At 60.6% G+C, this 26,974-nt stretch carries 25 protein-coding genes and 1 riboswitch; of the genes, 10 read left to right on the top strand and 15 right to left on the bottom strand.

Going from position 1 to position 26,974, the window contains the following annotated elements; all coding sequences use genetic code 11:
• Positions 1-18 precede the first annotated feature (18 nt).
• Positions 19-999, bottom strand: a complete 981-nt coding sequence (locus J2T09_RS14830) for a VOC family protein (RefSeq protein WP_306835932.1) — start codon at positions 997-999, stop codon at positions 19-21.
• Positions 1,000-1,206: 207 nt separating this feature from the next.
• Between J2T09_RS14830 and ppdK the strand changes: the two genes are divergently transcribed.
• Complete coding sequence (gene ppdK / locus J2T09_RS14825; RefSeq protein ID WP_306835930.1) at positions 1,207-3,894, top strand: pyruvate, phosphate dikinase; 2,688 nt, start codon at positions 1,207-1,209, stop codon at positions 3,892-3,894.
• Here ppdK and J2T09_RS14820 read toward each other — a convergent pair whose 3' ends face one another.
• The gene (locus J2T09_RS14820; RefSeq protein WP_306835928.1) at positions 3,895-4,167 is read right to left on the bottom strand and encodes a hypothetical protein; all 273 of its coding nucleotides are present in this window, start codon (positions 4,165-4,167) and stop codon (positions 3,895-3,897) included. It lies immediately after the preceding gene.
• 174 nt (positions 4,168-4,341) lie between these two features.
• On the opposite strand from J2T09_RS14820, the gene J2T09_RS14815 reads away from it, so the two are divergent.
• The gene (locus J2T09_RS14815) at positions 4,342-4,878 is read left to right on the top strand and encodes a hypothetical protein (RefSeq protein WP_306835926.1); all 537 of its coding nucleotides are present in this window, start codon (positions 4,342-4,344) and stop codon (positions 4,876-4,878) included.
• A gap of 164 nt (positions 4,879-5,042) precedes the next feature.
• On the opposite strand, the gene J2T09_RS14810 is transcribed toward J2T09_RS14815, so the two are convergent.
• Complete coding sequence (locus J2T09_RS14810; RefSeq protein WP_306835924.1) at positions 5,043-5,597, bottom strand: NADPH-dependent FMN reductase; 555 nt, start codon at positions 5,595-5,597, stop codon at positions 5,043-5,045.
• Between the two features lie 60 nt (positions 5,598-5,657).
• Between J2T09_RS14810 and J2T09_RS14805 the strand changes: the two genes are divergently transcribed.
• Complete coding sequence (locus tag J2T09_RS14805; protein WP_306835923.1) at positions 5,658-7,232, top strand: VOC family protein; 1,575 nt, start codon at positions 5,658-5,660, stop codon at positions 7,230-7,232.
• 796 nt (positions 7,233-8,028) lie between these two features.
• Here J2T09_RS14805 and J2T09_RS14800 read toward each other — a convergent pair.
• From J2T09_RS14800 to J2T09_RS14785, 4 genes are all read right to left on the bottom strand, one after another.
• On the bottom strand, positions 8,029-9,414 hold the full coding sequence (locus J2T09_RS14800) for a sensor histidine kinase (protein WP_306835921.1): 1,386 nt from the start codon (positions 9,412-9,414) through the stop codon (positions 8,029-8,031).
• Positions 9,411-10,073 carry a response regulator transcription factor gene (locus J2T09_RS14795; RefSeq protein WP_306835919.1) on the bottom strand — a complete coding sequence of 221 codons (663 nt, stop codon included), beginning with the start codon at positions 10,071-10,073 and terminating at the stop codon, positions 9,411-9,413. Before J2T09_RS14795 ends, J2T09_RS14800 begins: the two co-directional genes overlap by 4 nt.
• 95 nt (positions 10,074-10,168) lie before the next feature.
• The gene (locus J2T09_RS14790; protein ID WP_306835917.1) at positions 10,169-10,549 is read right to left on the bottom strand and encodes a diacylglycerol kinase; all 381 of its coding nucleotides are present in this window, start codon (positions 10,547-10,549) and stop codon (positions 10,169-10,171) included.
• Positions 10,550-10,800: 251 nt separating this feature from the next.
• Entirely contained in the window at positions 10,801-12,456 is a 1,656-nt protein-coding gene (locus J2T09_RS14785; protein ID WP_306836209.1) for a phosphoethanolamine transferase, read from the bottom strand.
• A 496-nt stretch (positions 12,457-12,952) separates the two neighbouring features.
• Here J2T09_RS14785 and J2T09_RS14780 point away from each other — a divergent pair, with 496 nt between their 5' ends.
• A complete protein-coding gene (locus J2T09_RS14780) occupies positions 12,953-13,108 on the top strand; it encodes a hypothetical protein (RefSeq protein ID WP_306835915.1) in 156 nt (51 codons plus the stop codon).
• A gap of 93 nt (positions 13,109-13,201) precedes the next feature.
• Entirely contained in the window at positions 13,202-14,116 is a 915-nt protein-coding gene (locus J2T09_RS14775; RefSeq protein WP_306835913.1) for a DUF1499 domain-containing protein, read from the top strand.
• A gap of 4 nt (positions 14,117-14,120) precedes the next feature.
• On the opposite strand, the gene J2T09_RS14770 is transcribed toward J2T09_RS14775, so the two are convergent.
• Entirely contained in the window at positions 14,121-15,074 is a 954-nt protein-coding gene (locus J2T09_RS14770) for an MBL fold metallo-hydrolase (protein ID WP_306835911.1), read from the bottom strand.
• A gap of 176 nt (positions 15,075-15,250) precedes the next feature.
• Here J2T09_RS14770 and J2T09_RS14765 point away from each other — a divergent pair, with 176 nt between their 5' ends.
• Complete coding sequence (locus J2T09_RS14765) at positions 15,251-16,261, top strand: hypothetical protein (RefSeq protein ID WP_306835909.1); 1,011 nt, start codon at positions 15,251-15,253, stop codon at positions 16,259-16,261.
• An 84-nt stretch (positions 16,262-16,345) separates the two neighbouring features.
• The gene (locus J2T09_RS14760) at positions 16,346-17,038 is read left to right on the top strand and encodes a pentapeptide repeat-containing protein (protein WP_306835905.1); all 693 of its coding nucleotides are present in this window, start codon (positions 16,346-16,348) and stop codon (positions 17,036-17,038) included.
• Here the strand turns inward: J2T09_RS14760 and galE are convergent, their stop codons facing one another.
• On the bottom strand, positions 17,039-18,031 hold the full coding sequence (gene galE / locus J2T09_RS14755) for a UDP-glucose 4-epimerase GalE (RefSeq protein ID WP_306835903.1): 993 nt from the start codon (positions 18,029-18,031) through the stop codon (positions 17,039-17,041).
• Between the two features lie 104 nt (positions 18,032-18,135).
• Positions 18,136-19,050, bottom strand: coding sequence for a LysR family transcriptional regulator (locus J2T09_RS14750; protein ID WP_306836207.1), 915 nt, complete (start codon positions 19,048-19,050; stop codon positions 18,136-18,138).
• A 121-nt stretch (positions 19,051-19,171) separates the two neighbouring features.
• Here J2T09_RS14750 and J2T09_RS14745 point away from each other — a divergent pair, with 121 nt between their 5' ends.
• Complete coding sequence (locus tag J2T09_RS14745; protein WP_306835901.1) at positions 19,172-19,999, top strand: SDR family oxidoreductase; 828 nt, start codon at positions 19,172-19,174, stop codon at positions 19,997-19,999.
• Between the two features lie 99 nt (positions 20,000-20,098).
• Here the strand turns inward: J2T09_RS14745 and J2T09_RS14740 are convergent, their stop codons facing one another.
• The 4 genes from J2T09_RS14740 to J2T09_RS14725 are packed head-to-tail and all read right to left on the bottom strand — an operon-like array spanning position 20,099 to position 22,148.
• Entirely contained in the window at positions 20,099-20,686 is a 588-nt protein-coding gene (locus tag J2T09_RS14740; protein WP_306835898.1) for a hypothetical protein, read from the bottom strand.
• Positions 20,640-21,116 (bottom strand): hypothetical protein, encoded by a 477-nt coding sequence (locus J2T09_RS14735; protein WP_306835894.1) that lies wholly within the window; start codon positions 21,114-21,116, stop codon positions 20,640-20,642. Before J2T09_RS14735 ends, J2T09_RS14740 begins: the two co-directional genes overlap by 47 nt.
• On the bottom strand, positions 21,109-21,318 hold the full coding sequence (locus J2T09_RS14730) for a hypothetical protein (protein WP_306835890.1): 210 nt from the start codon (positions 21,316-21,318) through the stop codon (positions 21,109-21,111). The genes J2T09_RS14735 and J2T09_RS14730 overlap by 8 nt, the downstream gene beginning before the upstream one ends.
• Positions 21,315-22,148 (bottom strand): pseudouridine synthase, encoded by an 834-nt coding sequence (locus tag J2T09_RS14725; protein ID WP_306835887.1) that lies wholly within the window; start codon positions 22,146-22,148, stop codon positions 21,315-21,317. Before J2T09_RS14725 ends, J2T09_RS14730 begins: the two co-directional genes overlap by 4 nt.
• A gap of 393 nt (positions 22,149-22,541) precedes the next feature.
• On the opposite strand from J2T09_RS14725, the gene prmB reads away from it, so the two are divergent.
• Entirely contained in the window at positions 22,542-23,453 is a 912-nt protein-coding gene (prmB, locus tag J2T09_RS14720; RefSeq protein WP_306835883.1) for a 50S ribosomal protein L3 N(5)-glutamine methyltransferase, read from the top strand.
• A 55-nt stretch (positions 23,454-23,508) separates the two neighbouring features.
• Positions 23,509-23,733: riboswitch (cobalamin riboswitch) on the top strand.
• Between the two features lie 104 nt (positions 23,734-23,837).
• Positions 23,838-26,165 (top strand): 5-methyltetrahydropteroyltriglutamate--homocysteine S-methyltransferase, encoded by a 2,328-nt coding sequence (metE, locus tag J2T09_RS14715; RefSeq protein WP_306835879.1) that lies wholly within the window; start codon positions 23,838-23,840, stop codon positions 26,163-26,165.
• A gap of 65 nt (positions 26,166-26,230) precedes the next feature.
• On the opposite strand, the gene msrB is transcribed toward metE, so the two are convergent.
• Complete coding sequence (msrB, locus tag J2T09_RS14710; protein ID WP_306835877.1) at positions 26,231-26,638, bottom strand: peptide-methionine (R)-S-oxide reductase MsrB; 408 nt, start codon at positions 26,636-26,638, stop codon at positions 26,231-26,233.
• Positions 26,639-26,974 lie beyond the last annotated feature (336 nt).

The following is a 26,974-nucleotide window of genomic DNA, read 5'->3' as shown; positions in this document are numbered from 1 at the left end:
AAGCGTTTCAGGGCGTGTTTACGCCAGCACCAGTCGCAGGCCGGTGCCCCATGGGTCGATGACCTCGAAACCTCTTCCGTCGGTCAGGCTTTTCGGCGCAAAACCGGCAGTCTCGAAACGGCTGCGCTGCGCCTCCAGTGTCTCGTTATCGGTCACTTCAAGCGAAAACCACGCAAGCCCGGTCTGCCCGCTTTCGCGCGCGCCAACCCCCTTGCTGTGCCACATGTTCATCGCCACGTGGTGGTGGTAACCGCCGGATGACAGGAAGGCCGCATCCTCGCGGCCTTTTCGCGTATGCACCAGCCCGGCTGCCGCCACGTAAAACGCGTCGCCCTTCGTCAGGTCTCCGACCTTCAGATGCATGTGGCCAATGCGCATCAGGTCCGGGGCACGCTCAAACGTGTCTTTCGTCGTATCCGCCAGCGCCAGAATGCCGTCGACATCGAGCTGTTCGGTTCCCATGGTGACGACGCCGTCATTCCATTGCCAGTTTTCGCGCGGGCGGTCGCAATAGACCTCGATGCCGTTGCCTTCCGGGTCCATCAGATAGATGGCCTCGCTGACATTGTGATCGGCAAAACCGCTGACCGGCACCTTCGTCATGGCGATATGCACCAGCCAGCGCGCCAGTTCCGCCCGGTTCGGCATCAGATAGGCGACATGGTAAAGCCCGGCGCTGGTGACGGGCTCGATTTTCGCATCCGGCGTGGTGATGAGATGCAGTAGCGGGGTTTTGCCGGCACCGAGCGTTGCGCCTTCCTTCGTGCGCGACAATTCGGCGAGGCCCAGAACCGCGCGGTAATAGGCCACCATGTTGTCGAGATCGCGCACCCGCAAGGCAACTTCGCCGCAATGGATCGGTGTGGTCAGCGCGAAGGGCAGGTTGGCTTGTGCGGCCATGTTGTCCGTGATGCCTTCGGCGGTCAGTGCGCCGGGAAGGGCGGCGGCAGCCGTTGTCACGCCCGCAAGCGCCAGGATGTGTCGTCTCGTCACAGGCATGGAAGAGTTCCGTTTTGATTTTGCTGCTTTTGCGTAATCCTTTCCTTTGCCACAAGCATATCACATCCTCGTATTTGGCATCGGGATGGATATTTTTTCCATTGCGGCGCAGCAATCGATGCGGACGCTTGCGTTTCCTCCCAAAGGAATATGCTGTAAGCCTTTGGCAAAAGACAAGAACAGGCCCGCATCGGGTGGAGAGCAGGCATGGCGAAATGGGTATACCGCTTCGGCGGTGGCACGGCGGAAGGGAGAGCCGCCGACAGTGCACTTTTAGGCGGCAAAGGGGCCAACCTTGCCGAGATGGCAGCGCTTGGCCTGCCGGTGCCGCCCGGCATGACCATCGTCACCGATGTCTGCACCTGGTATTACGCCAATGGTCGCGCCCTGCCGGAAGAACTGCGCCGCCAGGTGCTGGATGGCATCGGCGCCATGGAGGAAGAAACCGGCCGCACATTTGGCGGCGACACACGCCCGCTTCTTCTCTCCGTCCGCTCCGGCGCCCGCGCCTCCATGCCCGGCATGATGGATACCGTGCTCAATCTCGGCCTCAATGACGAAACCGTGCAGGCGCTCGGCCATGATGCCGGTGATGCGCGTTTTGCCTGGGATACCTATCGTCGTTTCATCCAGATGTATGCCGATGTGGTGATGGGCGTCGATCACGAGATTTTCGAGGAAATTCTGGAAGACGAAAAGGCCCAGTGCGGCCACGAATACGATACCGAGATGAGCGCCGTCGAATGGCAGCAGGTCGTGTCGCGTTACAAGGACATGATCGAGGAAGAATTCGGAGAAACCTTTCCGCAGGATCCGCACGAACAGCTGTGGAAGGCGATCGGCGCGGTGTTTGCCAGCTGGATGAACCCGCGCGCCGTCACCTTTCGCACGCTGCACAATATTCCCGCCGAATGGGGCACGGCGGTCAGCGTTCAGGCCATGGTTTTCGGCAATCTCGGTTCGACCTCGGCAACCGGCGTTGCCTTCACACGCAATCCCTCGACCGGCGAGAAGGCTCTTTACGGCGAGTTTCTGGTGAACGCTCAAGGCGAGGACGTGGTGGCCGGAATTCGCACGCCGCAGTCGATCACCGAAGAGGGGCGCATCGCCACCGGTGGCGAAAAACCCTCGATGGAAAAGCTGATGCCGGAGGCTTTTGCCGAGTTCAAAACCGTCTGCACCACGCTGGAAGCGCATTTTCGCGACATGCAGGATATCGAATTCACGGTGGAGCGCGGCAAGCTTTTCATGCTGCAGACCCGCAATGGCAAACGCACCACCCGCGCCGCCATGAAGATCGCCGTCGATATGGTCGATGAGGGTGTGATTACCCACGAAGACGCCATCTGTCGCATCGAGCCGCCCTCGCTCGATCAGCTTCTGCACCCGACCATCGACCCGAACGTGCAACGTCGGGTGATCGGCGCCGGCCTGCCGGCCTCTCCGGGGGCGGCAAGCGGCGAGATCGTGTTCACCTCGGAAGAGGCGATCGCGGCCGAAGCGGAGGGGCGAAAAGTCATTCTGGTGCGCACCGAAACCAGCCCGGAAGACATTCACGGCATGCATGCTGCAGAAGGTATTCTGACCACGCGCGGCGGCATGACCAGTCATGCGGCGGTCGTGGCGCGCGGCATGGGCATTCCCTGCGTGGTCGGTGCAGGCTCGATCCGTGTCGATGCCCGCAACGACAAGCTGCTCGGCGCCGGCGGCGTTGTTTTGAAACGCGGCGATATCATCACGCTGGATGGTTCGGCCGGGCAGGTTCTGGCCGGTCTGGTGCCGATGATCCAGCCGGAATTGTCGGGCGATTTCGGCCGGCTCATGCAGTGGGCCGATCAGTGTCGGCGCATGAATGTGCGCACCAATGCCGATACGCCACAGGATGCCCGCGCCGCCCGCGCCTTTGGCGCCGAAGGCATCGGCCTCTGCCGCACCGAGCACATGTTTTTTGAAGGCGAGCGCATTCATGTCATGCGCGAGATGATTTTGGCAGAAGACGAGGCTGGCCGCCGTACCGCGCTCGACAAGCTGCTACCGATGCAGCGGAGCGACTTCTTCGAGCTGTTTTCGATCATGTCCGGCCTGCCGGTGACGATCCGTCTGCTCGATCCGCCGCTGCACGAGTTTTTGCCGAAAACGGAAGCCGAGATAAACGATGTGGCCGAGGCCATGGGCATGGAGCCGGGTTTCCTTGCGCGCCGCATCGATGCCATCCACGAATTCAACCCGATGATGGGCCATCGTGGCTGTCGTCTGGCGATTTCCTATCCGGAGATTGCCGAGATGCAGGCGCGTGCCATCTTTGAAGCCGCCGCTGCTGCGGCCGCGGAAACAGGCGCGCCGGTGGCACTGGAAATCATGGTGCCGCTGGTGGGCCTGCGTGCCGAACTGGATTACGTCAAGGGCGTGATCGATTGCGTGGCAGCCTCGGTGGCGAAGGAAACGGGGCGCGAAACCACCTATCTGGCCGGCACGATGATCGAATTGCCACGCGCCGCCTTGCGGGCACACGTGATTGCCGAAACGGCGGAATTCTTTTCGTTCGGCACCAACGACCTCACCCAGACGACTTTTGGCATTTCCCGCGACGATGCCGCCACCTTCATTCCGACCTATCAGAAGAAGGGCATCATCGAACACGACCCGTTCGTGTCGCTGGATTTCGAGGGCGTTGGCGAGCTGATCCAGCTGGCGGCGGAACGAGGGCGGCGCGCCAGGGGCGACCTGAAACTCGGTATCTGCGGCGAACACGGTGGCGACCCGGCCTCCATCAGTTTCTGCGAGGATGCCGGGCTGGATTATGTGTCGTGCTCGCCGTTTCGCGTGCCGATCGCAAGGCTTGCGGCGGCGCAGGCGGCGATCAGGGTCAGGGCTGGCGCTACACCATCTCGCTGATTAACGCGGACGCACGACGACCGGCTGCTGCACGATGACCGGTCCATAGAAACGAGGGCGGTTGTTGATCTCATCCTGCCATTGGCGCAGGTCGGCGCGGCGGTCGAGATCGAGGTCCAGCAGGCAGCGCGCCATGCCTTCCGTGCGCGGCTTGAAACCGTAACCGACACATTTGCTCTCATCGGCCGCGCGCCGTTCTTCCGGTGTCATCGTCTGGCAGGAGGCGAGCATGCCGGCAAGGGCGGTCAGCAGCACGAGATGGTGGGGACGCATGAGGGAACTCCATGGTGATGTTGCCGGGGGCGGCGCATTGGATTTATCCTAGCGCATTTTGGACCGGCAATGGAAATCGGATCTTTTGGCGCAGCCCTGTCTGGATGTGCTCCGGGATTTCCACTGGTTTTGCCAGAGGGGACACTATACAGATTTATGCGCGCATAGGGTGTAATGGTGGTCGTGGCAATTCCTGCGGTATATTTCTGGATAGCGGTTGGAACAGATCGCCATGACCTTTCACACCTGAATGCATTTGCGGCCTTAATCCCGGGAAAAGGCAGCGATCCCGGTACCGACATCAAGGTGACGATCGTGTTTTCCTGCCATGTCTTCACTGAGCGTGCCAAACATGGGCATGATCACCACATGCTTGATCATCACGGAACCCGCAGAGTTTTTGATGCGGATCGTTACGAAATGTCGAAGCAGCTTTGCGTTAGGATCAGGGAAAGCATTGAAAACAACAGCCTCACCCATATGTCGCGGAGTTTCGGTGGGGCCGAAAACCTGATCTTTGTCGAAATGGCGGATGGGCGGACATGGTCAGTTGTGTATTGCCTTGAGCCGCAGGGCTTTAACGATGTCCGAATGGAAGTGTTGTCGGCACATCCGAAGGTCATTGTTGCGAGCAGGATTTCTCGCAAACCGCTGAGTTATTTTGCGCGCAAGTGCCTGTTTGAGAAGAGACGTATACCCCATAATGATTGAGGCCTGACAAGCTGTCAGGCCTCGCATCTATCGCCCATTACCGTGGTTTACGAGACCAGATCGTTGCCGATCTGGTTGGCCTGACAGCGACCTTGAAGTCAGCCTGCCTAGACGATTTTTTATCGATTTCGCCACCAAAAGTCAAGGTTGTGGGGTGCCCACCTCTACCCCTTCGCCGCCACATACGCCGCAAAACCGCCCACGAAATCACCAAGCCTTTTGGCAACCGCCTCGTCTGTAATGCGTCCTTCCGCATCGAACACCTTGGCCGCACTGCCCACCATCAGCCGTTTGCCCGACCATGCATCAGCCCCCAGCGTGTGCAGCACGGTCAGCCACGCATTCTGGGAGAGCAGCGTGCCAAAATTACCGGGCGAGGCGCCGGCGATGGCGAACGGGCGGCCCTTGAAGACGTCGGCGATGTCAGGATGCGGGCGGGAAAGCCAGTCGATGGCGTTCTTGAACACGCCCGGGATGGAATTGTTGTATTCGGGCGTGAACAGGATGACGCCGTCGGCCTCGGATATCTGGCGTTTCAGCACCGTCACCGCTTGCGGAATGCCTTCCGCCTCTTCATCGGCATTGTAGAGCGGGATGCCGGATATCGTGCCTTTTGTCAGTGTCACGCCTTCGGGCAGATGCACTGCCGCCGCGTTCAAGAGCGAAGTGTTGAACGATCTGTTTCTGAGACTGCCCGAGATTCCGACAAGTTTGACCATGCGTCTTCGCTCCGATTGTTTATAACAACCGTCACATAGAGACCCAGGAGGCGGCGGACAATGACCGGGATAAAAGCAAAGAGCGGACTGCATCACATCACGGCGATCACCCGCAGCATTCAGGCCAATATCGATTTTTATGTCGGGTTTCTCGGTCTGCGGCTGGTGAAACGCACCGCCGGTTTCGAGGATGCCACGCAGCTGCACCTGTTCTATGGCGATGCGGTTTCCTCTCCCGGTTCGCTTGTGACGTTTCTCGCCTGGGAAGACGGGTCTCCGGGCCGTGTCGGCCATGGCGCGCCGAATGAGATCGGTCTCGCTGTTTCCTGTGACGCCATCGGTTTCTGGCTGACCCGCGCGCTGCAATTCGGGATCACGACGCAAGGTCCGGCACAGGAATTCGGCGAGCCGGTGCTGCGCCTGAAGGACCCGGATGGCATTATCGTCAAGCTGATCGGCGTCGAGGATCTTTCCGTTTTCGGCGGCAAACCGTGGACGGGCGAGGGCATCCCTGAGGAATACGCGGTCGTGGCGCTGCGCAGCGGCACGATCCTGACTGAAAAGCCGGCGGAGACGATTGCGTTTCTAACCCAGAACTTCGGGCTGGAGAGCGGCCCGGTGGAAGGCAGCCAGACGCGGCTGACATCTGCAACCGGCGGCATGGTGGATGTGCGCGACGCGACCGGATTCTGGACCGCCGCCCCCGGCACCGGCACGCTGGACCATATCGCGCTCAATGCGCCTGATGTCGACACCGTGCACAGGGTGGCGGAAAACATCGCATCGGTCGATGGTTCGCCCACCAATGCGCATGACCGCAAATATTTTTATTCGCTTTATGCGCGCGAGCCGGGTGGTTCGCTGATCGAATATGCCACCGACGAGCCGGGTTTCATGCTGGATGAAAGCGAGGAAGAGCTCGGCACGACGCTGTTCATCCCGCCGCACTGGCAGGACCGCGAGGCGGATTCGAGGGCCATGTTGCCGCAATTCAGCCTGCCGGGAGAACCGCGCATCCGTTACCGTGAACTGCCTTTCGTGCACCGGATATACATGCCGGAAACGCCGGACGACCAGACGCTGGTTCTGCTGCATGGCAGCGGCGGCAATGAAACCAGCCTCTTGCCATTCGCCCGCATTGTAGCGCCCGATACGATTCTGCTGGCGCTGCGGGGGCGGGCGACCGAAGAAGGCGTGCCACGTTTCTTCCGCCGTTTCGAGGATGGCACGTTTGACCAGAAGGATATCGCCTCCGAAGCGGAAGCCTTTGTCGAGATGGTCGGCCAGCTGAAGCAGGCTTATGGCGTGGATCCGGAAAAGACCACGTTTGTCGGCCAGTCCAATGGCGCCAACTTTTTGAGCGCCGTGATGTTGCTGCATCCCGGCGTCATTCGCCGGGCCGTGTTGATGCGGCCGGTACCGGTGCTGAGCGATCTTCCGGCGGTGGAAGTTTCGAGTGCTGAGGCCGAGGTGTTGATCGTCGCCGGGGACAATGATGCTTATGCGGCGGATGCATTGAAACTGATGGAAATTCTGGCTGCCCGTTCGGTGGAGGTGACGATGATGACGGTCGAGGCCGGGCATGATGTCGTGGAAGCGGACCGCGGTGTGGTGGGGAAGTGGCTGGCGCGGTGAAGCCATTGTGACTGCCTGAGGGCGGAGCCGCGCGCTCGCTTTGATTCCCGCATATGATATTCGGACGGTGCCGCAGCCTCCCACTGATCTCCCCCCTTGAGGGGGAGATGTCACCGAAAGGTGACAGAGGGGGGTAAGCAACGGTGCGGCAAATGATCTGAGGGCGAAGTTCCGCCAGACCCCCCCTCTGTCCTTCCGGACATCTCCCCCTCAAGGGGGGAGATTGGCTGGGCGCACCCTTCGCATCCCATGCGCGATAGCCAACCGGGCCGCCCGGTTCGCATCATCAATTCCTGTCCGTCGCCAAAATTTCTAGGTCGTTCAGATCGGCAAGAAGCGCGTTCGGCGTTTCGAAACGTGCTGTACGTCGTTTGCGGATCTCCCGAGCTTCCTTGAGGGCGGCACGCGTCTCTTCGTTCGGGACTTTCGATTCGGGTCGAAAACTCTGTGTGGCGGCTGCATGGACATGAACTTGATCATCCGTCATTTGCGCATACCCCAGCGTTTCAGAGCAGCCCGAACCTCCTTCCGTATTTCCGTTTCGTGCTGACCGCTCAATGCGTCGGCGGCCAGTTTGGCGGGATAGGCGGGGTCACGCGTGTCGTAACCGAGTGGATCAACGGTCGGACGGTGAAGCACAGGTCGGGATTTTTGGACTTCCTGTGGCACGGGCTCCCCAATCGCGGTCTTCAAGCGAATGAATGTCCTGCTGGTCGACATAGCAAATGGTCTAAATGGTCGCCCCAATCTCTTGCGCAAATTTACGCCGTACAAGGTTCGCAGGCAATCCGCCGATTTAAACAGTTTTCGGCAATTCCACCCGCGCCTCGAAACGGTCCTTACGCCCATCAGCCGGCGACGCCAGCACCAGCTTGCCACCCATCTGGCCCAGCAGCCGTTCGACGATGGAGAGGCCGAGCCCTGAACCGGTAGCCTCGGTCTTGCCGCGGGAAAAACGTTTGCGGATGGTGGCAAGCTCGCCTTCGCTCATCAGGTCAGCGCCGTTGACGATGCGCACCGGGCCGCCGTTTTCGAGAAACACCTCGACCGGTTCGCCTGGCCTGCCATGCACCAGCGCGTTTTCGATCAGGTTGCGCAGCACGATGGCAAAGGCATCCTCGCTGAACGGGCCGGTGAGTTTTGCGCCCTCGGTGCGGTTGAGGATGAGGCGTTGCGGTTCGTTCATGCCGCGCCAAAAATCGGTCAGCACCATGTCGAGAACCAGGCTCAGATCGACGGATTTTTCGGCGATGCCGATGCCGGCTTCGGCGCGCGACAGTTGCAGCAGCTTTTCCGCGAGGTGGCTGAGGCGGGTGAGCGAAGCTTCGATCTGGCCGGCGCGGTGGCGGTTGGCCGGGTCGCGCAACTCGCTGATGAGCATCTGGGTCTGCGCAAGCGCGCCGGCGATCGGGGTGCGCAATTCGTGTGCGCTGTTGGAGGTGAATTCGCGCTCGGCATCCAGCGCCGTTCGAAGGCGGGTCATCAGCAGGTTGACCGAGGTGGCGATCGGCTGCAGTTCGCGTGGCAGGATGGAGGCATCGACCGGCTCCATATTGCCGCCGTCCTTGGTTTCGATCTGGCGGCGCAATTCGCCCACCGGCTGCACGGCGCGGCGCACGACCAGCCAGATGGCGATGCCGCTGACCGGGATCAGCAGGGCAAGCGGCAGGAAGAGAGCGATTGCGCCCTCGCGCAGCGCCTCTTCGCGGTTCTCAAAAGCGTCGGCCACTTGGATGAACACTTTGGCGCTTTCATCGGTGGCGGTGTAAAACTGGTAGGTGGTGTTTTTCCAGAAGCCGGCCTTCAGCGGCGTTTCAAACGCCTGTTCCGGCGCGTCATGCGAGCGGATCAGCACGCGGCCGCTCGCATCGCGCACCTGATAGATCAGGTATTCGCGGTCGCCGCTGGAATTGCCGGTCTGCAATTGTTGGGGCGCGGTGCCGGGGCGATTGTCGTCGGGTTCAGCGAGCATGCCGCGATGCTCGAGATCATCGACAACAAGCGGCACCAGCCGTTCGGCGGTATCCTGCAGCGTGCCGTCGAACATTTCGGCATATTCCTCTTCCATCACCACAAGGCCGAGGCCGACGGCGAGCAGCCAGAGCAACGCCATCATGGCGGTGATGGAAAAGATCAGCCGGCGTGTCATCGACGGGCCGGAGGCACGGGCAAACGGGTTCATTGTTCGCGCCCCAGCCGGTAACCGACGCCGCGCAAGGTGGCGATATGATCGCGCCCGAGTTTTTTGCGTAAGCGGCTGACATAGACTTCGACCGTATTGCTCTCGATCTCGGAGCCGAAAGCGTAAAGCGCCTCCTCGATCTGCGCCTTTGAGACCACCGCATTCGGGCGGGCGGCGAGCGCATCCAGCACCGCCCATTCGCGGCCCGACAACGTGACCGGTTCGCCGGCCAGCGCCACACGCCGGTCGGCGGCATCGATTTCCAGATCACCGACCTTCACCAGAGATACCGGGCGGCCGCTGTAACGGCGGCTGACGGCCAGCATGCGGGCGGTGAGTTCTCCCAGATTGAAGGGTTTGACAAGATAATCGTCGGCACCGCTGTTCAGTCCCTCGATACGGTCGGAAATCTGGTCGTGGGCGGTAAGGATGATGACCGGCGTGGTGCCGCCAGTGCTGCGAAATTTTTTGAGAAGATCGATGCCGCTGCCATCGGGCAGGCGCAGGTCGAGAAGCACGAGGCCATAGGAGGTCGTGGCGAGCGCGGCACCGCCGGTATCGATGGTTTTCATCCAGTCGACGGCATGGTCGCTGGCCGCCACATGATCGCGCACCGCTTCGCCGAGCGTCGCATCGTCCTCGATCAGAAGAACTCTCAAACTGGCTGCTCCATCCCATCGTGATGTGTGACCCCTATCTAGCAGAGATGGGGCCAAAATTTCGAGAGGGGATGAAGCACTGGCGGGGTTCATGGTCACACAAGTCTGGAGCCGATGACGAAAGCCGCCATCAATCCGTTGGCGGTAAGGAGGCAGAACACTGCGAACGAGCCGAGATCCTTGGCATTTTTGCCGGTTTTCGACCATTCCGGGGAGATGCGGTCGATGATCTCCTCGATTGCCGTGTTGAGGGCTTCCGCGGCGATCAGCGCCAGAAACAGCACGGCCATCGACACGTATTCGGAGACGCTGGCGCCGACAAAAGCGAAACCGCCAAAGATGCCGATGGCGGCAAGCAGTTCGTGGCGGAATGCGGTTTCGCCGAGCAACCTTGCGGCACCACCCAGCGAATAGCCGAGTGCTGCCGCAAGGTGCCGGCTGCCGGTGATTTTGGTTGGTGGAGCGTCGCCACACACTCCCTTCGATCTCCCCCCTTGAGGGGGAGATGTCGCCGAAAGGTGACAGAGGGGGGTATGCAACGGTGCGGCAGGTTCGTGGGCAGAGGAAATCCGCGAGCCACCCCCCTCTGTCCTGCCGGACTGCCGGGGTTGAGCCACGGGTCTCAACCCGCTCTTCGAGCCCCCCTCAAGGGGGGAGATCGGAAGAAGGCGCCGTTCACGGCCTCCATTAGACTTTTTATGTGCGGAGAAAGCATAGTCGGGAAGGGTCATGAGCTTGCTCCACTCGCCGGGGCGCGGCAGGCGGACAGCACGTCGAGTTTTGGCGTGTAGACCGAGGTTTTGACCGACATCAGCCCGAGCGCCGTGTGAAAAAGGTTGTCATGCGAGGCTTCTTCGCCGGCGCGTCTGGTCAGGCATCCGGCATCGACCATGGCTTTCATTTCCGTGCCCTGCCACAGAACGAAGGGCACATGCGTCTGTTGCGACGGGGCGATGATGTAAGGCGCACCGTGCAGGTAGAGGCCGTTTTCGCCGAGCGATTCACCGTGGTCCGACATGTAGATCATCGCCGGGTCGATGCTGTTTTCGCGTGCCTTCAGGTGGTCGATGACCGAGCTAAGGATGTGGTCGGTGTAGAGGATGGTGTTGTCATAGGTGTTGACCACCGACTGGCGCTCGCAGGTGCCGATCTCGCCGGTCCTGCATTCGGGCGTGAAGCGGGCGAATTCCGGCGTGTAACGCTGGTAATAGGCCGGGCCATGGCTGCCGAGCTGGTGCAGGACCAGCACGCTGTCGCCCTTCACATTCGAAAGCCAGGTGTCGAGCTGGTCGATCATCGCATCGTCCAGGCATTCGTTGGCGGTGCAGAAACGCGGATCGTTGGCGTTGGAAAAGGAATGCATGGTGGTGCGGTCGGCAACGTTCTTGTCTCCGGTATTGTTTTCCCACCATTCGGTCCTGATGCCGGCGTGGCCAAAAACGTCGAGCAGGTTTTCATTGGCGAGACCGGCACGGTGCGAATAACCGCTGCGTTTCAGGTTGGAGAACATGCAGGGCACGGAAACGGCCGTCGCCGTGCCGCAGCTGGATGTGTCGGAAAAATAGGTGATGTCGTGTTTGTTCAGTTCCGGGTTGGTTTCGCGGTCATAACCACCGAGCGAAAAGTTTTCGGCACGCGCGGTTTCGCCGGTGACGATGATCAGCACCCGCGGTTTGCCGGATCTGGTCGGGCCCGCAACTCTCGCATCGGTACCGAGCGGGGCGGCGACGATGTTTTTATCGGCTTCGGAGGCGAGCACGAAGGCGACGGCGCTGCCGACCGGCACGAACGGGTTGAGCGTCAGGATAAGATCCTTGTGCAGGCGCGTGACGGCCGCGATCGAGCGCGCGCTGCTGACGCCGCAGGCAAGCGCCAGAAGCAGCAGCGGCACGATGGCGGTGAGGTTCCAGCGGAGTTTTGCGAAAAAGTTGCGGTGCTTGATCCGCACGAAAGCGACCAGAAGCGAGGGCAGGATACCGAACACGGTCATGTGCAGGAGATAGGCAGGGGTGATCAGATGGCCGGCTTCCGACGTCGTGGTGGTGGCGGCGTTGCGGATCATGTCGACATCGATGATCGTGCCGAACCCGTCCATGAACCACGAGGCCGAGGCTGCGGAAAGCACCATCAGGATCAGCAGCGGCTTCATCAGATATTTGACCGAGATCGCAATCGTGAAGGCGGCAAACAGGCAGGTGAGGCCGAAAATGAAGGCGGCCAGCGACAGGTGGTTGTCAAAGTATTCGAAGGACCGCGTGAAGAACGTGCGGTTGGTGAAGGCAATCAGATAAAGCGCCGTCAGGAGCGCAAGCGTGATGCTGCCGATCTCAGGGCGGGCAAGCCGCCATGACGGACGGCGGGCGGAATGGGACAGATTATGCATGGACAAGGGGAAAACTTCCGGCAGTTTCGATTGCCGGCGAAATCGCACCCGATCCTGACAGTCACCTGAATGTCTTAAAATCGCGGCGCCTGAATAAGCCCCCCGAGCCACGGGTCTCGTCCCGCACTTTCGGCCTTCCACAAGGGGCTATCGCATGTGGAATGCCGACGGTGCGCCCAGCCGATCTCCCCCCTTGAGGGGGAGATGTCCGGCAGGACAGAGGGGGTGATGTTGCGCAAATTCAGCTTTCGCCCCATCTGCCGCACTGTTGCTCACCCCCCTCTGTCACCTTGCGGTGACATCTCCCCCTCAAGGGGGGAGATCATTGGGAGCAAGCCGCACCCCCTCGGCTCCATATGCGAACTTTGCCCACAAAGAGCGGATGGCCGGCAGGCCAGAGGGGAACTTCATTCCACATTCAATTATCCGCACCCTTCAGGTGGCTGTCAGCTTCAGCGCCCATTCCTGTCATCATCGCAGCAGGAGTTGGTGTCCGGTGAATGTTTTGAAAACCCGCCCCGGTCTGGTTTATGTCGCCATCCTCGTTTTGCTTGTCGTTTGCATTCCGATGTTGCGGGAGGCGCGGCATGTGCATTCGCTGCAAGGCTGGCCGAGCGGCATGAGCCAGCCGCATCGCGGTTTTTTGGGATAGGCTGCGCTAGAGGGGCAGCTGTTGCATGGCTGCGATTTCCTTGGGTCACGGCTTGGCTTATAAAGGCCACATGCCCGCAACCGGAAAGCCCGCATGACCGTCCGTTTCGTCCGCCCCGTCTCCCAGTCGGCCTTTGCTGCCCGGCGCATCGGTCTGGCGGCGCTGGTGCTGTTCGTGCTCGCCATTGCGGCGCATCGTTTCGGACCGTTGAAAGGGCCGGATTTCGCAGCCGTCATTCTGTTTTCCTCGGCCATCGCCATGGTTGCCGTGCTGTTTGCGGCAATCGGTCTGATGCGCTTGTGGCAGGTGGGAGCGCGCGGTGGCATTGCCGCCGCCCGGGCGCTGATCTATGCCGCGCCACCGATCATTCTCGTCGGTTTTGCCGCAACGCTCTATTTCACCACGCCGCCGCTTTATGATGTCGCCACCGATGTCGAGGATACGCCGGTGTGGCTACAGCCGCCGAGTGCGGGGCAGCAATGGCTGCAACGCGCCACGATGGTGACACCGACCGATCGGCAATTGCAGCTGACCGCCTATCCGGAACTGACCGGCCGTCGTTACGAGGGCGCTGTCGACCGCATCTACGAGGCGGTGGCCAAGGTGGCCAAATCGGAACGCATCACGCTCGACCGCAAACACGGCATGGAACTGGTGGAACCGGACATTACCGAAAGACCGGCACCGAAAACACGCGCCGAAACCGGCGCCGTGCCGGACAATATTCCGATCCCGCTGCCGCGCCCGGACCAGTTGCGGCCCGGCAAACCCGTTGGGCCGGAAATCGGCAGGCCCGGCGATGTGATCCTGCAGGGGCAGACGCGCACGCTGATCCTCGGCCTCAGATTCGATGTGGTCATCCGTTTGCGAGAAGAGGCCGAGACCACCATGGTGGACCTGCGCGTCGCCTCGCGTTACGGCGGCCACGATCTGGGCCTGAGCGCCGGCATTGCACAGAGCTTTTTGCGGGCACTGGATTCGGAACTTTTGGGGCTGGCGGTGGATTAAAGGCTTACGCCACCCGGTATTCCCCCACCAGCGATGGCGGGCCGTCGGTGGTAACGAGACCTTTTTCCATCAGATCCTCCAGATGCGCCAGAACCGAAAGTGCGGCTGCGCCATGCAGGCGGATATCGGTGCGGGCGTAGATCACCTTGACCATATCGGCGATCAGCCGGTCGCCGCCACGGATGCGTTCCAGGATCGCCCGTTCGCGCATGCGGCGATGAGTGCGAAGCCCGCGCAGAAACGATTGCGGTTCCGTCACCGGGCCGCCATGGCCTGGAAAGAAGATGCGGTCGTTGCGGCCGAGCAGTTTTTCGACAGAGGCCATGAAATCGCCCATCGAGCCATCCGGCGGCGCGACGATGGTGGTGGCCCAGGCCATGACGTGATCGGCGGAAAACAGGATGTCGGTTCCTTCCAGCGCAAAGGCCGAGTGGTTGGCGGTGTGGCCGGGCGTGTGCACGGCGGAAAGCGACCAGTTTTCGCCTTCGATCGTGGCGCCATCGGCAAGGGCGATGTCGGGTATGAAATCGACATCCGAGCTTTCGGCGAAAGGGTTGATCTCGCCGGCATGCAGCGGACGGGCAGCCCGATGCGGGCCTTCCGCCACCGTCAACGCGCCTGTCGCATCCTTCACGCGGGCTGCAAGCGGGGAATGGTCTCGGTGGGTGTGGCTGACAAAAATGTGGCTGAGTTTTCTGGGCCCAAGCGCCCCCATCAGCGCGTCGAAATGGGCTTCGTCCTGCGGGCCGGGATCGATCATCGCGACTGTGGAACCGGAGCCGATAATATAGGAATTGGTGCCGGTGAAGGTGAAGGGCGAGGCATTGCCGCAGGTGATGCGCTGCACGCCGGGTGCCACCGTGACCGCCTGCCCATGGGCGGGGATGAAGGCGCGGTCGAAGGCGACGTCGTCGGTGTCTGACGATGTTTTTGCTTGCGTGCGCAGATCATCCGCCATGGTGTTCTCCTTCATGCTCAATGGGCGGTCTAGCATGGCGGGATGGGCAGGGCGAGGGACGCATGGAGGGTAGGCAGGGAATCGGGTAGGGTCGGCAGAGAGGCAGGTTTTTGCCTATCGACGTGACGAACCCGAATGTTATCTATTCAGACCTCGATCCCCCATGAGGTATTGTGATGCAGTCCGCCATAGCCAGCCATCCGTTTTTCGGCGCCGTGACATCCGAGGACTGGAACCTGTTCTTTCATCCGGCCGAATTTTCGCCCGGCCTGATGTGCAAGGCGCTGTTTGGTTGCGAACCTTCCGCGCAGCATTTTCAGGCACTGGCGCCCGTGCTGCCGGCCTTCGAAATATTCTGCCGCGAGCGTTATGACCACGACGCAACTGTTCGCCGTCATTTCAGGACATGGCCGGCATCAGCCGGCACATTCGCGCTTGTAGGTGTCGTCATGTCCGGCGAAGGAAACCTACCCTGGTCGCCAACGCCGGACTTCAGGGATGCTAAGCCTTTTGCCCTGCAATATCGTGCGCTCGACGAGGCCGCCTGGGAGTATTCCGGCATTCCGTTCTTTCCGCCGGTGTTTGTGGCGCTGTTCGATGCCGACGGGGCGTTTCGCGGCATTGCCCATGAGGTGGAAAAGGGGTTGGCCAGCCTGCCGAAAACAATTCCAAAGCCGGGTCGCAGCAGTTACCGGCATCCGTATTTCGGCCGTTGCAAACTGGACGAATTCGCCCGGCTTACAAAACTGGTGTTGGATGGCCGCAAGATACCGTTCGATCTTTTCATGGCGGTGGCAATTCTCACCGAGTTCGAACCGCGAATGCTGGACGGTTTCGTGCCGCTGGCCGAAAAGATGCAAGACCTGGATAGGGCGGTGCGCCGGAATTTTCCGCAAGGCGTGCGCCTGCGTTGGCTGGAGGATAGGCTGGAATACGGCACCCCGGCCGTGCGACGGTCCTTGGACAAGGTTTTTCCGGGTGCGGCCCGACCGGAGGACGTATCTGCCGAAAGCTTTGCGGCGGCACTTGTGCTCAAGCGCGGCTGTTTTTCTCTGTCACCCGAGATGAGCGGCGGCGCGGCGCTTACACTGGATTACACGATCCTGCCGGAGCGCATGGATGACGAGCTGTTTGCCGCGAAATTTTCCCTGAGTGGCGATCTTCTCGACATCGATATCGAGAGCTGAACGGAGTGACGGACTGTCTTGTGGAGGCGTGCGGTGGAATCAGATAGGCCCGGCGGTCTCAAGATGAAAATGTCAGGAACCGCCATGGCCGAAAAACAATCCCCACTGGACATCAGCGACCGTGACGTTTCCGCCGGGGATATGCGGGCCTGGGCGGCGGATGGCCTCGTCGTTGCGCTGAAAAACTGCACGCTCGATGGCGCTGATCTCGCCAGTCTCGACATGCCCGGCTGGGTGTTTGAAGATTGCAAACTGGCCAATGTGGATTTTCGCAGCGCCGGGCTGGAGGGCGCGAAGTTTACCGGCTGCCGTGGCGCGCATGCGGATTTTTCCGGTGCCGATCTGGCGGAGGTGGAATTTTTCGGCTGCGATTTCAACAATGCCTCTTTTGTCGAAGCAAAGGCCAATGACACGCGTTTTGAAGGCTGCAAGCTGACCGGCGCTGATTTTTCACGCATCCGGTCGCTGGGGCTGACGTTCAGGGAAACACTGCTGTCGGCGGCGCGCCTGCGTGGGCTTTCCTTCAACAATGAACGGCTGGAAAAGCTGGATTTCGGCATGGCCGACCTGATCGGCTGCGATTTCCGCAAGGCTGTGTTCGCCGGCTGCAGCCTGCGGGATGCCGGGTTGGTGGATGCGCGCTTCGACGGTGCTGACCTGCGCGGCGCCGATCTCGGCGGTTTACGGCTGATCGATGCCAAAAAGTTTCGTGGCGCGACGATCTCGAAGGATCAGGCGGGGCTGCTTTTGGCCGAACTGGGTTTGAAGGTGCGGTGATTATCGCTCGTTGCGCTTGCCCAAATGATCTTCCCAATCGAGCGCGGTGCGGATGATGAAATCGAGATCGTCATGGGCCGGTTTCCAGCCGAGTTCTTTTGCCGCAACCGAGGCGTCCGCAACCACGAAGGCGGCGTCGCCCAAACGCCGGCCGACCGTTTCGACGGCAAAATCGCGACCGGAGAGGCGGCGCACGCAATCGACCACGTCCAGCACCGAAAAACCGCAGCCATAACCGCAATTGGCGACAAGCGATTTTTCGCCGGCGCGCAGGCGCTGCAGCGCTTTCAGATGGGCGTCGGTGAGGTCGCTGACATGGATGTAATCACGGATGCAGGTGCCATCCGGCGTGGCGTAGTCATTGCCAAAAATCTGCAGTTTTGTGCGGCGGCCCAGCGCCGTTTCGCAGGCGACCTTGATGAGATGGGTGGCGCCCGCCGTCGACTGGCCGGTGCGGCCGCGCGGATCGGCACCCGCAACGTTGAAATAGCGCAGTGCCGTATAGGTGAAATCGTGGGCGGTCGCGGTGTCGCGCAGCATGATTTCGGTCATCAGCTTGGATGAACCGTAAGGCGATTCCGGATTGAGAGGGGCATCCTCCAGAACGGGCGCGGCATCCTGCGGCGTGCCATAGACGGCGGCGGTGGAGGAGAACACGAAATGCGGCACGCCGGCTTCGACTGCGGCTGCGATCAGCGCCTGCGATTTCACCGTGTTGTTTTCGTAATAGGTGAGCGGATCGCGCACCGAATCCGGCACCACGACCGAGCCGGCAAAATGGATGATGGCATTTATGGCGTGGGTCTTGAAGATGTTTGTCAGCAGCGCTCGGTCGGCAATGTCGCCTTCGTAGAGTATTGCTTCGGGCGCCAATGCCCAGCGAAAGCCGGTGGAAAGGCGGTCGAGCACGACGACATCCTCGCCGCTATCGAGAAGCGACCAGACCATGTGGCTGCCGATATAACCCGCACCGCCGGTGACGAGAACCGCCATGCTTCAAAAACCCTTCTGTCGACCTCTTGCAGGGCCGGAATGGACTATGTGCTGGTTTATACGTGGATTAGATTGATCGATCGTAAGCAAGGGCTGCGGAAAAACTAGCGATCCGCCGTCGCCCTGCGATCCATTTCCTTCAGCATGTCGATAAAGGCCCGGAGCGGCGGCGGCACGTGGCGGTGGCCGGCGTAATAGAGCATCAGTCCGTCCATCCACGGGCACCAGTCTTCCAGAACGGGCAGAAGCGTGCCGCGTTCGAGATACGGGCCGGCGACCATTTGCGGCAGATAGGCGATGCCGAGGTGTTTTTGCGCGGCTTCGGCCATGGTCTCCAGATGATCAAGGGTCAGCGCGCCCGGCACATCGACGATGACTTCCTGGCCGTGGCGTTCGAATTCCCAGCGAAACAGTTTTCCGCTGGGCATGCGAAGACGGATGCAGGAATGGGTCTTCAGGTCATCCGGTGTTTGCGGCATGCCGCGCGTTTCAAGGTAATTTGGAGAGGCAACGGTGATGAAACGGGCGCGGCCGCCGAAGGGCACGCCGATCATGTCCTGCGGCACCGCATAACCGAGCCGGATGCCGGCATCGAAACCTTCCGCAACGATATCCGTCAGCCGGCCGTCGGTGACGAGATCGAGCGCGATTTCCGGGTAACGTTCCAGAAATTCCGGCACGACCGTCTGCACCAGAAGGCGGATGGCCGGTTCGCCGCCATTGATGCGCAACACACCGCTGGGGCGGCCGCGAAAATCGTCGATCACGGCAAGCGCCCGGTCTAGGCCGGAAAGCGCCGGCTGCAATTGCGACGCCAGCCGCTCTCCGGCTTCGGTCGGCGCGACGCTGCGTGTGGTTCGGTTAAGGAGGCGCAGGCCAAGCGTGGTTTCCAGCCCACGCATCATGTGGCTGAGCGTGGAGGGCGACAGGCCAAGCTCATCGGCGGCCTTGCGAAAGCTGCGGTGGGAAACGATCGCCAGAAAAGCATCGAGATCGGAGAGGGACGGGCGTTCAGGCATGATGTTCATTCATGGGTAAGTTTCATCGATTCATGCAGGTTTGAACGGATTATAGCAGCAATGGCGTGGGTGTATCTATTCCCTGAAAGCGGCAATCAGGCCGCAAGCACAGGAGACGATCATGACACAACAACGCACATGGTTCATCACCGGTACGTCCTCCGGTTTCGGCCGCATCCTCACAGAAAAACTGCTTGCTCGCGGCGATCGTGTGGCGGCGACGCTGCGCAAGCCGGGCGTTCTGGACGATCTCAAACAACAGCATGGCGACAGGCTGTGGATCGCCTCGATGGACCTGACCGATACTGCCGCCGTGAAGGCGGTGGTGGATCGCGCCTTTGCCGAACTCGGGCGCATCGACGTGGTGGTGAGCAATGCGGCTTACGGCCTGTTCGGGGCCGGCGAGGAGGTGACGAGCGAACAGATCCGCCACCAGATTGATACCAACCTGATCGGCTCGATCGAACTAATCCGCGCCTGCCTGCCGCATCTGCGCGGGCAGGGTGGCGGCCGCATTTTGCAGGTGTCGTCGGAGGGCGGCCAGATCGCCTATCCGAACTTTTCGCTCTATCACGCGACAAAATGGGGCATCGAAGGTTTTGTCGAGTCTGTCGCGCAGGAAGTGGCACCCTTCGGTATCGGCATCACGCTGGTCGAGCCCGGTCCGACCAAGACCGATTTCGGCCGTGGTCTCGTCGCTGCCGAGCCGATGGCGGTTTATGAGGTTACGCCGGCGGGTGCGGTGCGCCGTGGTGTTGCCGATGGCAGTTTCGAGATCACCGGCGACCCGGTGAAAATGGCGGATGCGATGATTGCTGTGGCCGGTCAAGAGAAGGCGCCGAAAAGGCTGGTTCTCGGCACCAGCAGCTATTTTGCGATCCGCGCAGCCCTGCAGGAAAGGCTGGCGGAACTGGAGGCGCAGAAGGCGGTGACTTTGGCCATGGAGTGAATGGGGCGATGGAGTGAGTGGTTTATGGCGCAGTCGGATTGGACGGCTGCGCCGACAGTTCCCGCCGGTGTAGATGGCGGTCATCGGCAAAATCGCGATTTATGCGTCGTAGCCCACGAAAACCGCTTGGCCCATCATGGTCTCGAAATCCGGTGCGATGAGAAAAGTCCCGGCAAAATCGAACTCTGTAAAGTGCAGGCTGCCGTCGTTGCGGTTGAAATAAAGCCAGCCATCGGTCGCGACCCTGTTGATCTTGTCGATGCGAAACCCGTGGCCGAACGGCACGTCGGCAAGACCGGCCGCTTCAAATTTTTCGGCAATCAACAAGGTATTTTCATCCGGGTATTTGGGGGAAGGTTCGCCGCTCAGACTGAGAGTGAATGACCAGAGAATGAGGGCTTCCGGGTCGTTGACAACGCGCCACCAGCCGCTGCGGAAATTCGAGGATGCCGTATCGCCGTTCAGCCCGACCACGGCCTTGATGTAGCTGACGGGGAAGCGGAACTGGAGTTTTTCCTCAAGCAGCGCGATTTCCGCGTCGCGACCTTTCTCGCCGAACAGCGTGCCGAATTTATGGTTGAGACCGAAATCCAGTTCTTCGAATGTCGAGCCGTTGCAGAGCATGTAAAGCTCGACGGCTTCAAAATCTTCCGCCGTCAAGGCGGCCCGTTTCATCACTCTGTCCATGCAGATTGTCCTCGATGTCAGTGGTCTCGCCCGCCAGAACGAACCGCTCGAAATCCACGCTCGGCCGCACCTCGTGGCAGGCGATATAGTGCGCAAAACCTTCGGGCCAGGCCCAGCCGGACAGATGATATTCGACCGAACCGTTGCGCTGGCCACAGAGTCGGCAGTGCGAATAACCGCGACAGCCTATGGCATCGGCACGTTCGGTGATGCGCTCGAGCGCGGCAAGAAAGGCTGTGCGATCCGGCCAGCCCGGTTCCGGCACCGGCCATGGAAGCAGGGGCGGGTCGGGTTCGTGTGAAGGCCAATTGGTTGCCAGAGCTTCCCTTTCCCATTCTTCTGTGGGCGGCGCGCCGTTTTCGTGCCGACGCCAGAAACCTTCTCGCCTCTGTTTTGCGCGACCTGCCGAGCCGATCTCTGTTTCAGTCATCGTTTCGTTCCCCGGCATCAAGGCGCCCAACCGCTTTTTCGGCTTCCGCGACAGCCTCGGAGGCATCGCGGGATATGCCGGCGCCATCGTAGCCGCCTTGTGCGCGCTCGCCGATAGTGAAGCTGGAAAGCGCCGCGTCCACGGCCAGACCGCAGGCGATCAAGGTGGCGATGAAGAGGAGATATCCGAAAAAGGATTTCACCTTCCCATCCCGCTCTGTCGTTTCAATCCCGCCAGTTCCGCGTCCGTCAGCGCCCTGACCGCCCCCTTTTCCAGTTCACCCAGCATAAGATCGCCGATTGCGACGCGCACCAGACGCAGCGTCGATATGTCGAGGCTTTCCAGCATGCGGCGGATCTGGCGGTTTTTGCCCTCATCGAGTTCGATTTCCAGCCATGCGTTTTTATCACCTTCGCGCAGAAGTTCGACGCGGCGGGCGGAGAGGAATTCGCCGTCATGCGTCACGCCTTTGCGCAGGGCTTCCAGCGTGGCGGCGTCCGGCAGTTGGTCGATCTGCACGTGATAGGTTTTCGCCACATGGGTTTTCGGGTCGAGAAGCGCGTTGGCAAACTGCGTGTCGTTGGAAAAGAGCAGCAGGCCTTCGCTTGCCTTGTCCAGCCGGCCGACCGGGGAGAGATGGGCGTTGTCGTATTGTGTCAGGCAATCGTAGACGGTGGGGCGGCCCTGCGGATCGTTTCGTGTGGTGACGAGGCCTCGCGGTTTGTTGAGCATCAGGTAGACGAATTTTTCCGCCGTCACGGGCTGGCCGTCGACGCTGATTTTTGCGGTGGCAAGGTCGATCCAGGCTTCGGTGTCGGTGATCGTCTTGCCGCCGACTGAGACGTGGCCGTTGCGGATCAGGTCTTCGGCTTGCGTGCGCGAGCAATAGCCGAGTTTGGAGAGGGCACGGGGCAGGGTGACGCGCTGGCCGTCCTGTTTTTTGGCGGGCGTGCGTGTGGGGGCTGCCGGTCTGGAGGTCGGTCTTGATGCAGGTCTGGCCGCCGGTCTGGGGCGCTGGCGGGTGGGTTTCATGGGGTGAAGGTTCCGGTGGTGAGCAAGACCCCGCCCCAAACCCCTCCCCACAAGGGGGAGGGGCTTAACCCAGCCGATCCGCTTAAGCTCAATTGAGGCAGGCGGTTGCGACTAGTATTCTCCCCCCTTGTGGGGGAGATGGCCGGCAGGACAGAGGGGGACTTCTCTCCATATGCGATGGCCCTGCCCTCAAGGAGGGAGATTGGCTGGCCGCGCCCTTCCAATGCTATATGGGATCCGACCGGGTCGGTATGCTTCTTCTTCATAAACCGGGCAATCCTGCGTGAATGGTTGACCTCTCGGCCCTTGCCATTCTAATGCCGGTTCCGTCCAGCCTCCAATGGCGAAGGACGAGAAAACATTTGTCATTCCCCAATGAGAGACCGCGCGACCATGGCCGACATCACAACAGAACTCGTGACGCTGCGTGACTACTGGCGTTATGCGATCTCCCGCTTTAATGCAGCCGAACTCGGTTTCGGCCATGGCACGACGACCGCCGGTGACGATGCCGCCTTCCTGCTGCTCGACAGCCTGAACCTGCCGATCGACACGCTCGATCCGTTTCTCGATGCCCGGCTTCTGCCGGCCGAGCGCCAGTTGCTGGCCGATCGTATCGAGAAGCGCGTCACGAGCCGCAAGCCGACCTCCTACATCACCAATCACGCCTATATTCAGGGCGTGCGCTTTTTTGTCGACGAGCGGGTGATCGTGCCGCGTTCGCATATCGGCGAAATCCTGTTTTCCGAATATCTCAGTGAAAACGGGTCGTCCTTCCTGCCTGACCCGTTCCAGGTGACGAGTGCGGTGGATATCTGCACCGGCTCCGGCTGCCTTGCGGTGCTGGCGGCAAAGTTTTTCCCGAATGCGGAGATCGATGCTGTCGATCTTTCCGGCGATGCGCTGGAAGTGGCCAAGATCAATGTGACCGATCATGAGGTTGCCGAGCAGGTTTCGCTGTTCAAGGGCGATCTTTTCGCGCCGCTCGCTGGCAAAACCTATGACCTGATCATCACCAATCCGCCCTATGTCGATCATGCCTCGATGGCCGGTTTCCCGGCGGAACATCAGGCCGAACCGGCGATGGCGCATGATGGCGGTGTCGATGGTCTCGATCTGGTGCGCAAGATTCTCGACGACGCGGCCAACTATCTGAACCCCGAGGGTGGCATGTTGTGCGAGATCGGTTCGGGCCGCGAGATTCTCGAGGAAGAATATCCGCATCTGGATTTCTTCTGGGTGGAGACGGCGGAATCGCAGGATGCAGTGTTCTGGATTTCCGCTGAGGCGCTCGGCGTCGAATAAAGAATAAAAGATATAAGCATATCTTTATATCGCTTGACGTGATGATCGCGCTGCGGCATGTTTGCCGCATCGTGGTTCTGCGGGCTTGTGCCCGGAGCTAAGAGGGAATCCGGTGCGATGCTTTTCGGCATCCATGCCAGAGCTGCCCCCGCAACTGTAGGCGGAGAGCTGCCATCCGATTGATGTCACTGGAAAAAGTGTTCCGAAAGGACGCTCCGGGAAGACGGGATGGCGGTGATGACCCGCAAGCCAGGAGACCTGCCTCGATAGATAACGTCCACGGGCGGGGTGTCCCGGTGTGCCGCATTTGCGACCGGCACGCCTGTGCCCGATCGATGATGTCGTCATGCCCAAAACCCCGGCCATAATCTCGGGGTCAAGGAAATGACTGTTGTAACTGCAAATCTCGGTTTTCCACGTATAGGAAAACATCGCGAACTGAAATTCGCGCTGGAAGCCTATTGGTCGGGCAAATCCGACGCTAAAACGTTGCTCGACGTGGCGCAAAAACTGCGCGCCGAAAACTGGGCGCTCCAGAAAAAAGCCGGCATCGATATCATCCCGTCCAACGATTTTTCGCTTTACGACCATGTGCTCGATACTGCCGTGATGGTCGGCGCGGTGCCGGAAATCTATGGCTGGAAGGGCGGGCCGGTGGGGCTTGATACGTATTTCGCCATGGCGCGTGGTGCCGAAGGCGAAGGGCATGGCGATTGCGGTCATGCGCATCATCATGGTCTTGCGCAGGGTGTGCCGGCGCTGGAAATGACCAAATGGTTCGACACCAATTACCATTACATGGTGCCGGAAGTCGTGGAGGATCAGGCTTTTGGGCTGACCTCGGCAAAACCGCTCGAGCATTTTATCGAGGCGAAGGCGCTCGGCATTCACACGCGGCCGGTTCTGCTGGGGCCGGTGACGTTTCTGAAGCTCGCCAAGGCGCGGGGTTCGGCGTTCAAGCCGCTCGATCTTCTGCCGCGTCTCTTGCCGGTCTATGTCGAACTTTTGCGGCAGCTGGAAGAGGCAGGCGCCGACTGGGTGCAGGTGGACGAGCCGATTGCCGTGCTGGACCTGACGGAAGGCGAGCGGCATTCGTTCACCACCTCCTATGGCGAACTGGCGCGCGCCGTTCCGGGCCTAAACATCATGCTGGCCAGCTATTTTGGCGCACCCGCCGATAACCTTTCGACGCTTGCCGTGTTGCCGGTGGCGGGGCTGCATGTGGATCTGGTGCGGGCACCGGAACAGTTTTCGGACGTGCTTGCCGCCGTGCCGGCGGATAAAATCCTGTCGCTCGGCGTGATCGATGGGCGCAATATCTGGCGGGCCGATCTTGCCGCCATTCTGGAGCGTCTGGAGCCAGTGGTGGCGACGCGGAAAAATCTGCAGATCGCGCCGTCCTGCTCGCTCCTTCATGTGCCGATCGACCTTGAACTGGAAACGGCGCTGGATGCCGAGTTGAAGACATGGCTTGCCTTCGCTGCCCAAAAGCTGGCCGAGCTTGCCACGCTCGGCACGGCGCTTGTCGAGGGGCGGGATGTGGTGGCGGAGACAATCGCCGCTGCATCACAGGCGGTGGCGGCGCGTGCCGTTTCGCCGAAGGTGAAGGATGTGGCCGTGCAGGCGCGGCTTGCCGGTGTCGATGAAGCGATGCAGCAGCGCCAGAGCGCCTTCACAGAACGTCGCAGCAGGCAGGCGCAATCGCTGGCGCTTCCGCTTTTCCCGACGACGACGATCGGTTCCTTCCCACAGACACCGGATGTGCGAAAAGCCCGTTCGGCGCATGCCAAGGGGGCGCTGAGCGACCTGCAATATGACACCTTCATCGAGAAGGAAACGGAAGCGGCGATCCGCTGGCAGGAGGAAATCGGTCTCGACGTGCTGGTGCATGGCGAATTCGAGCGCAATGACATGGTGCAGTATTTTGGCGAACAGCTTGCCGGTTTTGCCTTCACGCAACATGCCTGGGTGCAGAGTTACGGTTCGCGTTACGTGCGCCCGCCGATCATTTTTGGCGATGTGTCTCGCCCGCAGCCGATGACGGTGCGCTGGTGGGCTTACGCGCAGTCACTGACCGAAAAGCCGGTGAAGGGGATGCTGACCGGGCCGGTGACTATTCTGAACTGGTCCTTTGTGCGTGACGACCAACCCCGCAGCGAAACCTGCAGGCAGATCGCGCTTGCCATCCGTAACGAGGTGAATGATCTGGAAAAGGCCGGTGCGGCGATGATCCAGATCGATGAGGCCGCCCTTCGCGAGGGTCTGCCTTTGCGGCAGAAGGACTGGGCCAGCTATCTCGACTGGGCGGTCGAGAGTTTTCGTCTCTGCGCCAGTGGCGTGGGCGATGACACGCAGGTGCACACCCATATGTGCTATTCGGAATTCAACGACATTATCGGCGCCATTGCCGCCATGGATGCCGATGTGATTTCGATCGAAACCTCGCGTTCGAAGATGGAATTGCTAGATGCGTTTCGCAATTACGATTACCCGAACGAGATCGGTCCCGGTGTCTATGACATCCATTCGCCACGCGTGCCCGAGATCGGCGAGATGACCGAATTGCTGAGCCTCGCCCGCGACCGTTTGAGCGACCGGCAGCTGTGGGTGAACCCGGATTGCGGACTGAAAACGCGCAAATGGGACGAGGTGCGCCCGGCGCTAGTGAACATGGTGGCGGCTGCCCGCCAGCTGCGTGCTGCTGCCGGCTGATCCTGACCATGATCACATGCAAAAGGCGGCCCGCAAAGGCCGCCTTTTGTCGTCATGAGGTCAGTTCAAGCGGCTTCAAAAACCATCGAATGGCCGTTGATGCAATAACGCAGGCCGGTCGGCGGCGGGCCATCCGGAAACACGTGGCCGAGATGGCCGTTGCAATTGGCGCAGCGGATTTCCGTGCGCAGCATGCCATGCGAAGTATCGCGAAGCTCGATCACAGCATCTTGCTTGACCGGCGCAAAGTAACTCGGCCAGCCGCAGCCGCTGTCGAATTTGGTGTCGGAGACAAAAAGCGGCTCATCGCAGGCGGCGCAGCGATAAAGCCCCTTTTCCTTGCTGTCCCAATAGGGACCTGTGAAGGGGCGTTCTGTGCCTGCCTGACGCAGGATGTAATATTGCTCCGGCGTCAGCTGCTCGCGCCACTCGGCATCGCTTTTTTCGATTTTTGCAGTTTTGACCTCGGACATGCCCGGTTCCTTTCCGTTTTGTCTTTAGATAGGTTCGCAAGTCCCGATAAAAAAGCCTGCAGCTGTTTTATGCCGTGAAAACGGTGCCTGTGCTGAAATGGCGCGGCTGACGGAAATGGAAACATTTGTCAGAAAAGGGGTGCTAGCCTCCGCCGAATCAGGCAGAACTGGCACAGGCAAGTGGGAAATATCGCTCCAGACATGCTGGCATGCGGGGCGATTATGGCGGGATTTTTCTTTTAAGCACCAAATTAATCCGATTAAGCGGAGTTAAGCGCTGAAATGCGACAGAATTTCGCCGCATTTCTGGCGACTGCGCTTCCCTGTTCCTATTAT

Source organism: Neorhizobium huautlense, from assembly GCF_030811685.1.
Classification (GTDB): domain Bacteria; phylum Pseudomonadota; class Alphaproteobacteria; order Rhizobiales; family Rhizobiaceae; genus Neorhizobium; species Neorhizobium huautlense_A.
This window is presented reverse-complemented; position numbering and strand designations above follow the sequence as displayed.